The sequence below is a fragment of the Sphingomonas sp. CCH5-D11 genome (genome assembly GCF_001557395.1).
Lineage (GTDB): Bacteria > Pseudomonadota > Alphaproteobacteria > Sphingomonadales > Sphingomonadaceae > Sphingomonas.
The window spans coordinates 21,527-32,941 of the sequence record NZ_LSKH01000207.1 but is presented as its reverse complement, the minus strand read 5'-3'; the positions used below and the strand labels follow the sequence as shown (position 1 = coordinate 32,941).

Annotated in this window: 12 protein-coding genes; 6 read left to right on the top strand and 6 right to left on the bottom strand. The window is 66.2% G+C overall.

The genetic code is table 11. From position 1 onward, the window contains the following. Positions 1–418: 418 nt before the first annotated feature. A complete protein-coding gene (locus AX702_RS12885) occupies positions 419–667 on the bottom strand; it encodes a hypothetical protein (protein ID WP_066780179.1) in 249 nt (82 codons plus the stop codon). Between the two features lie 292 nt (positions 668–959). Here AX702_RS12885 and AX702_RS22105 point away from each other — a divergent pair, with 292 nt between their 5' ends. Both AX702_RS22105 and AX702_RS12875 read left to right on the top strand, forming a co-directional pair. Further along, positions 960–1,433 carry a DUF6894 family protein gene (locus tag AX702_RS22105; protein ID WP_156455480.1) on the top strand — a complete coding sequence of 158 codons (474 nt, stop codon included), beginning with the start codon at positions 960–962 and terminating at the stop codon, positions 1,431–1,433. Between the two features lie 84 nt (positions 1,434–1,517). After that, positions 1,518–2,231, top strand: coding sequence for an HAD family hydrolase (locus tag AX702_RS12875; protein ID WP_066780175.1), 714 nt, complete (start codon positions 1,518–1,520; stop codon positions 2,229–2,231). 95 nt (positions 2,232–2,326) lie between these two features. On the opposite strand, the gene AX702_RS12870 is transcribed toward AX702_RS12875, so the two are convergent. Together AX702_RS12870 and AX702_RS12865 are read right to left on the bottom strand one after the other, a co-directional pair. Further along, positions 2,327–3,475: a hypothetical protein gene (locus AX702_RS12870; protein WP_066780174.1), complete on the bottom strand. Its 1,149-nt coding sequence runs from the start codon at positions 3,473–3,475 to the stop codon at positions 2,327–2,329. Beyond that, positions 3,472–4,596 (bottom strand): hypothetical protein, encoded by a 1,125-nt coding sequence (locus tag AX702_RS12865; protein WP_066780172.1) that lies wholly within the window; start codon positions 4,594–4,596, stop codon positions 3,472–3,474. Before AX702_RS12865 ends, AX702_RS12870 begins: the two co-directional genes overlap by 4 nt. A 40-nt stretch (positions 4,597–4,636) precedes the next feature. Here AX702_RS12865 and AX702_RS12860 point away from each other — a divergent pair, with 40 nt between their 5' ends. The 4 genes from AX702_RS12860 (at position 4,637) to AX702_RS12845 (ending at position 8,879) form a co-directional block, all read left to right on the top strand. Further along, positions 4,637–5,932 carry a lipopolysaccharide biosynthesis protein gene (locus tag AX702_RS12860; protein ID WP_066780171.1) on the top strand — a complete coding sequence of 432 codons (1,296 nt, stop codon included), beginning with the start codon at positions 4,637–4,639 and terminating at the stop codon, positions 5,930–5,932. A gap of 246 nt (positions 5,933–6,178) precedes the next feature. Next, positions 6,179–7,222 (top strand): diacylglycerol/lipid kinase family protein, encoded by a 1,044-nt coding sequence (locus tag AX702_RS12855; protein ID WP_066780162.1) that lies wholly within the window; start codon positions 6,179–6,181, stop codon positions 7,220–7,222. Continuing rightward, positions 7,219–8,121 (top strand): hypothetical protein, encoded by a 903-nt coding sequence (locus tag AX702_RS12850; RefSeq protein ID WP_066780160.1) that lies wholly within the window; start codon positions 7,219–7,221, stop codon positions 8,119–8,121. The genes AX702_RS12855 and AX702_RS12850 overlap by 4 nt, the downstream gene beginning before the upstream one ends. Then, complete coding sequence (locus AX702_RS12845) at positions 8,118–8,879, top strand: NTP transferase domain-containing protein (RefSeq protein ID WP_066780191.1); 762 nt, start codon at positions 8,118–8,120, stop codon at positions 8,877–8,879. The genes AX702_RS12850 and AX702_RS12845 overlap by 4 nt, the downstream gene beginning before the upstream one ends. Positions 8,880–8,889: 10 nt before the next feature. Here AX702_RS12845 and AX702_RS12840 read toward each other — a convergent pair whose 3' ends face one another. From AX702_RS12840 to AX702_RS12830, 3 genes are all read right to left on the bottom strand, one after another. Then, a complete protein-coding gene (locus tag AX702_RS12840; protein ID WP_066780189.1) occupies positions 8,890–9,777 on the bottom strand; it encodes a DMT family transporter in 888 nt (295 codons plus the stop codon). Between the two features lie 99 nt (positions 9,778–9,876). Continuing rightward, positions 9,877–10,749: a type 1 glutamine amidotransferase gene (locus AX702_RS12835; protein WP_231731845.1), complete on the bottom strand. Its 873-nt coding sequence runs from the start codon at positions 10,747–10,749 to the stop codon at positions 9,877–9,879. 189 nt (positions 10,750–10,938) lie between these two features. Next, positions 10,939–11,355, bottom strand: coding sequence for a cupin domain-containing protein (locus AX702_RS12830; protein WP_066780158.1), 417 nt, complete (start codon positions 11,353–11,355; stop codon positions 10,939–10,941). Positions 11,356–11,415 lie beyond the last annotated feature (60 nt).

Sequence of the window (11,415 nt, the reverse complement as noted above, 5' to 3'; positions counted from 1 at the left end):
ACCACCGCGGCAACCATTCCGGCCACCGCTGCGGTGACACCCATCTAGGGCGACCACCCAATACCGTCAAACACTTTTTGCAACCGAAGACGCGAAGCCCCGAAAAACCGCAAGGAATCAGCGGTTTACAGCCTGCTCCCGGCATATGCGCCGCCGCATCAAAGATGCTGCAGCCATCGAGAAGCAGCGAATCTGCGGGCCGAATCCGTCTGAATTGGTGGTCAGGTCGATTCCCTGCATGACGAATCTTCCGCAACCACGGTCAGCCACTCTCGAATCGCCCCTCGCTCACCAAGCCAGGTCACGCTGCTTCGCTCAAAGCGGGCAAGCCTCGCGGCTTACCCGCTGTCACCACGCCCTGGATTACCACCCGGCGCCGCCCACAAGGGCAGCATCGGTCGCCCTCTTCCGAAACCCGTTACTCTGTGGAGCCGGCGTTTGGTTGCTCGCCGGTCTTTTCGTCGCCTAGCTGGCCCGTGCCATGGTAAGCGCGGCCGCTCTGGCCCCCATCGAACCCGCCACTTTCCTTGCCAGTATGCGGATTGGGATAAGCCCCGCCCTGACTCTCGCCATCGCCGCGCTTTTCGCCCGGGGCCTGGCCGTGATCATCTGAACCCTTCGGCTTCGCACCGGCTCCATCGGCCTGCATCGGCTGCTTGTCGGTCATCGCGTCCTCCGGAACTCTGCTTCATGATGGAGCGGGCCGATCGGGAACCCTTCGGATCGCCTCCCGCCGTCACCCAATAGCAACGACAGGCGAAGCCCTGTGTTCCTGACGATCCTTGCGGGAACGCCACTGATGCTGATCCATCGCTGGTGCGCTGCAGAGACAATAAAGCGAAAGGCCGCCCTCTTTCGAAGGCGGCCTTTCCATTGTCAGCCATTCGCGGCTCTCGTCAGGCGAGAAACTCCACGGTGGAGGTCACGTCCATCAGACTTGCCGCGAGCGGCGTGAGACAATGAGACATTCGACCACCTCCTTTCCGTTGTTGAACGATGCGCATTATCTGGGGCGCGACGTCGCAATTTCAAAGGGTTGCTCCCCGGGCCAAGCGCGCGTCGTCGCTCAAGCTGGCGGCGCGCCGAATGCCTGCGTTGCTTGCCACATCGCCTTGCCGCGCAACAGACCGCCACGACAGGCACGATTCTATGTTGAAGCTCGCGAAACCACGCCGAGGTTCAGACATTTAGCTGGCATGCCGAACTATGTCTTTCGTGTACGTACCCCTGATAATGTGTCTCACCGTGTGCAACGTGATGAGCTGCCGGATCTGGACGCAGCCATGGCCCGGGCGCAACGCTTCGCCCGAACCCTGGTCCGCAACCCGGCGCGGCGCGGCAATCGGGAGATCGGCGGCACGGTGGATGTCGAGATCGCCGACCGTGCCATCGCACGCCTGCTGCTGAGCGAGGTCGCGCATCAGATCTCCTGATGCGATTTGCGGCGCAACTGGTCGACGGTTCGGCAATAGAGCCGCCTTTGACATGGGGCAGTCCCACATTGCACCAGCGGGCCAATGGAAAACTCGCCGCCGGTCTCGCTCGCGATCTACGACCTGGATCGCACGATCACCAGTCTGCCGACCTGGACCCCCTATCTGCTGTTCGCGGCCCGGCGGCTGCGGCCGATCCGCTTTGCCCTCCTGCCGGCCGTGGCTGTTTCCGCCGCCGCGCGCGCGCTAGGCATCATCGATCGCGACCGGCTGAAGGAGGCAATGCATCGCTTCCTGCTCGGGCCCTCGCTCTCGCCACAGCAGCTGGAGCCGGTGTCACAGGCGTTTGCGGAATGGATCGTTCGCGCGCACATCAGGCCGGGCGCGCGGACGCAGATGGAGGCTGATCGACGGGAAGGCCGCCGCATCGTGATCGCGACCGCCGCTCACCGATTCTATGCCGATCCGATCGCACGATTGCTTGGTGCGGACGATCTTGTTGCAACCGAGGCGTCGCGCGGAGTGACGGGCGATATCCAGCCGCTGCTGAATGGCCCGAACTGTTACGGGGACGCCAAGCAGGCGATGATTGCCGCATGGTTCGCCCGCAGCGGCATGAACCGTGCGGACACACACATCCGATTCTATTCCGATCACGCCAGCGACCGGCCGACCTTCGACTGGGTCGATGAACCGGTCGTCGTCAATCCGCATCGCAAGCTGCGCGCCATGGCAGCCGAGCGAGGGTGGCGAGTGGTGGACTGGGGGACCGAGTCGAGCGGGTCTCGACCGGATTGACCCGTCTGCCCTGAGCTTGTCGATGCAGGTGGGCGGGACACGGACTTCGCGAGGATCAGTCCCGTTGGAGCGAGCGTGAACCGGCGCGCATTCGCTCACGCATCGCCGAAGCGTTCCACAATGGCGGCGGCTGCCCGTGCGGAGGCAGGCTGGTCCGTCAGCGAGAAGGTAGCCGCGAGGGCGGCCTGCTGCGCCGCGCGGAAGCGATCGGGCTGACGTACCGCGCGATCCAGCGCCCCAGGCAGCGCACCGACATCACGGATGACCTCGCCAAGCTGCCAGTGCGCAAAGTCCGGGTTGTTCTTCCAATCCGCGCTGCTCGCATCAAGGAAGATGGCAGGGCGCGGCCGCACGATCCATTCATAGATCTGGCTGCTGGCATCCCCAAGGTAGATGTCCGCCGCACGCGTATAGGTCATGTCCACCGAGGCTTCGCTGCCCATGTCGACACGGATTTGCGGCAGCTCGCGGTAACGTTCCGCCACATCCCGGCGCCAACGGACGACGCGGTGCTCGACCGACGCGTGAAGTCGCCGCTGCGCGAGCATGACATGGGGCGCGACAACGAGATTATAGTCCGCCTGGCCCGCGAACCACGCGATCACATCCTCACCCATCGTGTACCAGGAGGAAAGCAACGGATCGAAGTGCGGATTGTAGAGCACCGTTGGCCGATCATTGTCGAACAGGCGCGGCGGCGGGGCATCGTCGATCGTGTCGAATTTGGGATAGCCGACGATCACGTGGTTGTCGGGCGTGATCAGCCTTTCGGCCAGCATCCTGTCCCGCACCTTGGCGCCGGACAGCAGGACAAGATCAAACCCGCGCATCACTGCCCGGAAGCCGACAGAGCGGTCGCCGGCGCCATGCGGAATCCACACGAACTTCGGGCGAGTGAGGCCGAACCGGTCACGCAGCAGGAGGGACGTGGTTTCCGGCACGACGATCACGTCGAGCGCGGCAAAGGCGGGCAGGTTCTCACGCAAGGTCGCGATGCGACGAAAGGGCGCGATGAAGCGTAGCGCGCGGTCGAGCGCCGCCGATATCGCGCCGACCTTCAAGGAAACGAACGTCACCTTGCGCGCGGCGTCGCCCAGAAGCGCGCGAACTTCCCGCTCCTGTACCGATGAGGACGTGAGCACAACCGCCTCCACCCCGGCATAGCGGACGATCTCGGCGATCACCGGCGCTGTATGGCGGATCTGGTGCAGGGCATCGTGGTTGAAAAGGAAACCAACCTTCATGGCCGCCCCTGCCCCTTCATAAAGGCGATCACCGCTTCTGCTGCCCGAGCCGCCGCGCCCGGCGAGGTATCGCCCAGGCTAGCGGCCGCCATGGTCTCCTGACGCTCCCGATAGAGCGCGTGACGCTCAGGCGCCGCGTGGATCGCCGCCATCAGGTTTGCCGGATCGTCCACCACGTCGCCCAAATGCCAGTGCGCGAAGCTGGGATCATCACGCCAGTCGATGCCATGCGCGTTCAGGAACACGCAGGGTCGCGGGACGGCAAGAAATTCGTACACCTGGCTGCTGACGTCCCCGACATAGATGTCGGACGCTGCGGCATAGCTCATGTCCACCGAACGATCGGAACCCGGATCGACCAGCACATTCGCGGTACTGCGGGCGCGCCATCGCTGGCGCAGCTCCTCGCTGCGCCGGCGGAACAGCTTTACATGGGGCGCGACGATCAGGTTCATGGCGGGGTCGGCAGCGAAGCCGGCCAGCATCGGTTCCACGAAGCGATGCCACGATGTCAGCTTGGGCTCCTTATGCGCATTGTAGAGCACCGTGGGCCGCGCGGTATCGAACGGCAATGCGCTGGCACGGGCGATATGTGCCGCAGTATCGAGCTTCACCGATCCGGTAAGCGCATAGCCCCCTTCCCTGATCAATCCTTCTGACAGCATCCGCGCCGCCGTCTTGCGCCCGGCGAGCAGCACGAGATCAAAAGTCGCGATGCGCGGGATGAACCCGCGCGCGCGATCGCCAAAGCCGTGCGGACTGTAGATCAAGCGCGGGTGCGTGGCTCCCAGACGGCGCAAGGAAGCGGCCGTGTTCTCCACCGCGAATATCGCGTCATAGCCGTTCAGTTCGGCGATGTTGTCGCGCATCACCATGTCCTTGAACATGCCGAGCCGCTTGATCCGCTGCAGCCCCTGCGTGAGCAGCGACTTGTGCAACGGCCGCTCCTCCAGGAACGGGCCGCCCCATGCCTCTGCGATCCGCCTTAGATGGTGCGGGGTCTCGGGATCGTTATAATGATTGACGATCGTCCAGCCGGTTCGGCGTGCCAGCTCAAGCGCGATGGCCGCGCCGTGGTAGCACTGATAGGCTTCTGCGATATAGAGGAAAGCAATGCGCATCCGCGTGGCCCATAGCGCGGTGGCGAGTGGAAGACAGCCGTTGACGTCCCCCCTTGAAGCAATATCCCCCTTTCGGCGCGCGCTGCGCAATGTCGGCTGGCTGCTGACCGGCAAGGGCGTCGGCGCAATACTCAGCATCGTCTATCTGGCGCTGGCGACACGATCGCTGGGGGTTCAGACCTTCGGCGTCTTCACCCTGATCCTCAGCACCGCACAGGCGGTAGCGGCATTAGTCGGCTTTCAGACGTGGCAAATCGTGGTGCGGTTCGGGATGGCGCATCGCGAGCGCGGCTCCGCTGCCGCCCTCGCGCGCCTTATCCGCTTCTGCCTGGCGCTGGATATCGGCGGCGCGCTGGTCGGCATCATCATCGCTGGCGTCGCTTTATGGCTGATGCAGGGGCATTTCGGCTGGTCTGCCGGGCTCGCCTGGCAGGCATTCGGCTTTTCCGTGGTCCTGTTGCTGTCGGTACGCTCCACCGCAGTGGGCATCCTGCGGCTGCATGACCGCTTCGCCATTGGTGCAGGTGCCGATGCCGTGACGCCGATTGCCCGCTTCGTCGGTGCGGTGATCGCGGTATGGCAGGATGCTAGCGTGACCGGATTCCTGATCGCCTGGGCGGCCGCGGAAGTGCTGACGGCAACCGGCTATTGGATCAGCGCGACGCGGGTTGCGCCGCACGCGATCGGCGGATGGCGCGGCGTGTCGGGGGCGCCGTCGGAAAACCCGGGCATCTGGCATTTCGCGCTGGTGACCAATCTGAACACGACGGTGAACGCGGCCAGCCGGCAATTTGCGGTGGTACTCGTCGGTCTGCTCACCGGCGCTGCCGCCGCGGGAAATTATCGCCTCGCCTATCAGCTCAGCCAGTCGCTGGTCCGCCTGGCGGATCTGTTCGCGCGCGGCGTCTTTCCCGAAGTGACCCGCGCCCATGCCAGCCAGCGCCCGGAGGAACTGCGCAAGCTGGTGCGGCAATCGGCCCGGCTGGCATTGGGCGTGGGGCTGGCAACCTGCCTCCTGGTGCCTCCGCTCGGCAAGCCGGCGCTATACCTGATCGCCGGCGAGGCCTATCTCGGCGCCTTTCCGGTGCTCGTGCTGCTGGGCCTGGCCGCCGGACTGGACATCATGGCCGTGGGGTTCGAGCCGGTATTGCTGGGCACGGGCCACGCCGCCCGCGCACTGCGGATCCGGATGTTTTCGGCGGTAGTGCTTTTTTGCCTCGTCGTGCTCCTGATGCCTGGCTTTGGGATCATCGGGGCAGGCGTCGCGTCGCTCGCCGCCTCGGCCGTGGCGCTGATCGCGCTGATGCGTAGCGCCTATGCGCTCACCCGTGCCTGACGGAGCAAGGCGCCCGGCACCTTGAATTTCGCCGCTCCGGTCGCGACCTAAGAGGGCTGAAGAGCAGGTTGGCGCGTGCGGCCGAGAGTTCCGGCCGTGCCGGAGCGTGCCAGGCGAACGACAGGAAGAAAGGGGCAGTTCCACTTCCGCACCGGAAATGCCGCATTTGCGCCCACTTGCGTTGGCAACGGTGGAACACGGTAGGTAACACGACCGTGTTACGCATTTGTGAGGACGTCAGATTTCGTGAAAGTGCTTTTCCCGACGGGCGTCGCTCTTCATCCCAAGGTTGGGCCGCGCGCCGATCTGATGAGTGATCGAGGCGGCAAGCAGCTGGCCCCCACCCCCAATTCGTCCTTCCGCTTCGCCCGAGGCGACGCGCGCGTGGGCATCATCAGCAACCCGCGCAGCCGGCGCAACTGGACTGTCGATCTGGAGCGTAAGATTGGCCCGGGTGTGCTGGCGGCCGCGCCGACGACCAACGAGCAGCTCGTCAAGACATTGCACTCGTTCGCCGAGCAGGAACTGGAACTGCTCGTCATCGACGGCGGCGACGGCACGGTGCGCGACGTGCTGAGCGCGGCGACCGGCATCTACGGCGACGACCTTCCTCCGCTAGCCCTGCTGCCGTCTGGCAAGACCAACGCGTTGGCGCTCGACCTTGGCGTGCCGGTGGGCTGGTCCTTGCAGGACGCGATCGCAGCCCATGCCACTGGACGGATCCAGACCCGCGCGCCGATCGAGATCCGGCGGGACGCCGAGGAACCGCTCTGCGGGTTCATCTTCGGTGTCGGTGGCTTCGTCATGGCGACCGAACTGGCGCAGGGGACCCACCGCCTTGGCGCGATCGACGGGCTGGCCGTTGGCCTGTCGCTGATCGGCGCGGTGGCGCAGACCTGCTTTGGTAGCCTGGCCAATCGCTGGCGCGTCGGCGAGCGCGTGGAGATCCTCGATTACGCGACCGGCGAGACGAGCGTCCGCAACCTCTACCTGCTTTTGGGGTCCACGCTGGAGCGCATGCCGCTGGGCATCAAGCCGCTCGGCAAGACCGGCGCGGGGCTGGACGTGCTCGCCGTTGACGCGCCGCCGCGAATGCTGCCGGTTGCCGCCGCAGCGGTGGTCGCCGGGCGCGAGGGCGGATGGCTGCAGCGCCTCGGTTATCACCACGGGCATGGCATTCCGCCAGTGCAGCTGAAGCTGGAACGCGGCTTCATCCTCGACGGCGAAATGTTTCCGGGCGGCACGATCGACGTGCGCACGGGCGCGCCGATCCGGTTCGTCACGCCGTGAACGCGCTTACCGATTTCCTGTCCGGGGAGCTGGACCGTGCCGTGCCGTCCGAGGTGGAGCAGGCCGGCCGGGTGATCGCCGGCCGGCTGGGCGGTGTGGCTGTCCTGTTCTACGGCTCGGTGCTTCGTACCGGCGATCTGGATGGGCTGCTGGACTTCTACGTGCTGCGCGACGGCAGGTCCCGAAATGCGGTGACGCGCCTGCTGTGGCCTGACGTCAGCTATCACGAAGTGAATGTCGGCGGCACGATCGTGCGGGCGAAGGTCGCGGCAATGCCGCTGGAGACGTTCGCGCGCGCGGCGCAGGGCGGTACGCTGGATACCACTGTGTGGGCCCGCTTCGTTCAGCCGGCGGCACTCGTCTGGACCAAGAACCCGGGCTTTCGCCAGAAGACGCTCGACGCGGTCGCGGAAGCGGCGATGACGGCCGCCCGGTTCGCGGCGCTGCACGGCCCGGAACAGGGCGATGCGATCGATTTCTGGCGCGGCCTGTTCCGGGCGACCTATGCCGCCGAACTGCGCGTCGAAGCGCCAGGCCGTGAGGATCAGATCCTGGGCTTCGACCAGGCGCGCTATCGCAAGCTGCTGCCGCTCGCCTGGCAGGAGGCCGGCATCGCATTCGAGCAGGTTGGCGAGGAGCTCTCGCCGCACCTGCCCGAACCCGGGATCATCGCGCTTGCCTCCGTATGGCTGCGGCTGGAGCGCGCGGGCAAGCGACTGAACCTTGCCCGATTGATGAAGGCCGCCTTCACCTTCGACGGCGCGACGCGCTATGCCGCATGGAAGATCGAGCGGCACACAGGGATGCAGGTCATGGTGACGCCGTTCCGGGAACGGCACCCGATCATGGCGGCCCCGGGCGTGCTGTGGCAGCTCTGGCGGCATACGGTGCTGCGGTGATCCCAGCGGCGGTGGTGCTCGCCGGCTCGCGCGGCGGCACCGACCCGGTCGCCAGCCATGCGGGCGTTTCGGACAAGGCGCTAATCGAACTAGCCGGTACCACCATGCTGGCGCGCGTCCTTCGCGCCCTGGGTGAGGCCGGCATCGCCAACGTAGCGGTGGCGGCAAATGCGACGGGCGTCATCGCCGAAGCCGAACAGCATGGCGCCAATCGCCTGCCAGCGGCGGCGGGCCCGAGCGCCAGTACGGCCGAGGCGCTCGCCACACTCGGCGCGCCGTTGCTGGTGACGACGGGCGACCACGCCCTGCTGCAGCCGGAATGGATTCGGCAATTCCTGGCTGACGTGCCGAGAGGGGCCGACGTGGCGGTGCTGCTCGCACGGCGCGAGGCGGTGGAGCAGGCCGCGCCGGGCTCACGCCGCACCTATCTGCGGTTCGCGGACGGCGACTGGTCGGGCTGCAACCTCTTCCTGCTGGCGACACCGAAGGCCGAGGCAGCGGTTCGGCTGTGGCAGGCGGTGGAGCGCGACCGCAAGCGCCCGTGGCGCATCGTCGGGCGGCTCGGCCCGGGCCTGCTCCTGCGCTATCTGATGGGGCGCTTGTCGCTTTCGGAGGCGATTGCCGCGCTGGGCCGGCGCGCTGGCATCACTGCGGCGGTAGTGGAATGCCGGGACGGGCTGGCCGCCGTTGACGTGGATAAGCCGTCGGATCTGGATTTCGTGCGCGCCTATCTGGCCGGACAGCCAACCGCGGCCTGATCGCGCGGCATCATGCCTGCTCCCGCTCGGCCAGCAAGGGGCTTTGCGGACGGGAGCGGAGCGCCACGACCAGCACGCCCGCCAGCGCCAGCATCGCACCAGCCACCATCCTGAGATCAAGCCGGTCGCCAGTCAGCACGACGCCAAATGCGATAGTGAAGAGCGGGGTCATCAGCGTGAGCGGTGCGAGCAGGTTGGCCTCATAACGGCGGATCAGCCCGTAATAGCTGGTGTGGCCGACGACCGAGACGACCAGCGCGGCGAACAGGACCGCGCCGACGAACGGCCATCCGATCGCCCAGGCGCTCGTCCATTGGCCCTGCTCGAAAATTGCCGAGGCAAGCGCCAGCGGCAGGAAGGAGACGAGCCCGACCCATGCCTGAAAGCGCAGCGGTGCGACATCCTCCACCTGCTTCATCAGCACCGCGCCGAGCGAGCCGGTAAAGGCGGCACCGACCACGAACCACAGCCCAGCCGACAGCGCGACGCCGTCGGGGTTCCACACCACCAGCAGAACGCCCGCCAGGGTGAGCGCGATGCCGAGGCCGCGTCGCCAATGGATCCGTTCCCCCAGCATCACGATCGACAGGAGGGTCGTGAACGGCACGCCGATCTGGATCACCACGGCGGCGGCAGATGGGCTGGCCGACTGCAAGCCGATGAACAGCAACGCGAAGTTGCCCGCCCCCATCAACAGACCGATGACGATGATGCGCCAGCGCGGCCGCGGCATCGGCAGCAGCCACGGGATTGTCGCGGCAATCACCACGGCGAAGCGGACAGCGGCAAAGAAAAGCGGCGGAATGCTCCAGTTGCCGACCACGATCTTGCTCAACACATTGCTGTAGCCCCACACGAGGCAGATCAGCACCAGCAAGAGGAAGTCGCGCAGCTTCATGCCGCATCCCGATGGCAGAGCCGACGGCGCGATGCCAGCCATTGCGATCGTCGTGCACTGCGCACGGTGCTGATCGGCTCTGCACCCACCGCAGCAGCGTTAGGCGCGCCCGCGTCGCGAGCGGGTCGGCAGGACCAGACGTTCCACGAAGTTGCGGATTTCCCTGGTGCGCCGCTCCGGAACGATCACCTCGCTGTCCACGCCAAGCCGCCAGGCGAGATCGCGGCGGTCTGGCGCGTCATGCAGCGCCTCGATCAAGGCGGCATGATCGGCCACCGTGCCCGCATCCGGGGCAAGGCCATGCTCGATCAGATCGTCGGCCTGTCGCCGCAAGGCAGCCGCGATTTCGTACAGGCTGATCTCCGGGTGGTATTGCACGCCCCAGAACAGGCCGTCGCCGCATCGGATCTCCGCCGCCTGGATCCTGGTGGTCGTGTTGACGCACAGCAACGTGCTCGCCTCCGGAAGGGCGGTCACTTCATCGGTGTGGATGGCGGGCGCGTCGAATACCGGTGGCCGCCCATCGAGCATTGGGTGCCCCGCGCCTTCGTCGGTGAGGTGGAGGCGCCGTGCGAAGCCGGCCTCCCGGCGACCCTTCATGGGGCCGACGCTGCCGCCGGCGGCCACTGTCGCCACCTGCAGGCCGGCGCAGGAGCCGAACGCGGGCGTACCCGACGCGAATACGGCCCGCATGAACTCGACGACGCGGCGCCCTTCGGCCGTCTCGTCGTACAGGTGCAGCGGCGAGCCGGTGAAGAATACGCCGTCCGCCGACTCAAGTGCCTGCCGAGCCGCGCTGTCGATCACCCCGTCCGCCGGCGCGATGCGCGACAGCTTCGCCGCGGGCGCGATGTGGCGCAGCACGGCCTCATAGGTTTCACCGGAGCTTCGGCCGACGGAATCGCGTCGCTTGTCACGGGATTCGGGCGGTTCACTTTCTGCAATCAGGAAATTCAAAGGCTTGCTGGTCACGCATCCGTCCTTTTTGGAGCGCTCCCAACGGCTGACGAGCGGGTCCGCTCCGCCAGACGGCCATTCGTCGCCGCGCCGGCAAGCTTCGGCACGACAGATTGGCGGAGCGTTGGCGATATCGGCGCCTGGGGGGTCCGATATCGGTGATGGTCAGGCCGGGTCGCGCCATGCGGACCCGGCCCTGCGACGTTATCGGCCGACCGCTTCCTTCACCTTGTCGGCGGCTTTCGACAGCAGCCCCTTTTCCGCCTCTTCGGCCTCTTCCTTGGTCTTGAAGGCTGCTCCCTCCGGCTCGGCCGGCGGCGCATAGACGGAGAAGAGCTTCAGGTCGCCGGAGCCCTTGTTGATGACATTGTGCTGCGAGCCCTTGGGCACCACCACCATGTGGTTCGCGCCCGCCTTAGTCGAATGGCCGTCAATCACCACCTGCGCCTCTCCGCTGACGATGAAGGTCGTCTGATCGGCCGGGTGCGTCTCCATGCCGATTTCCTCACCGGCAGGAATGCTCATCAGCACGATCTGGATCTTGCGATCGCGGTACACCTCCTTCTGCCAAAGCGTGTTCCGGTTCGCGAGGTCAATCATGTCCTTGTTGAAGATCGCCATGTTGCTGTCCCTTCGATACGTCTCGGCGAAAGGACGATTGCCGCGCGGTGGCGTTCCCCG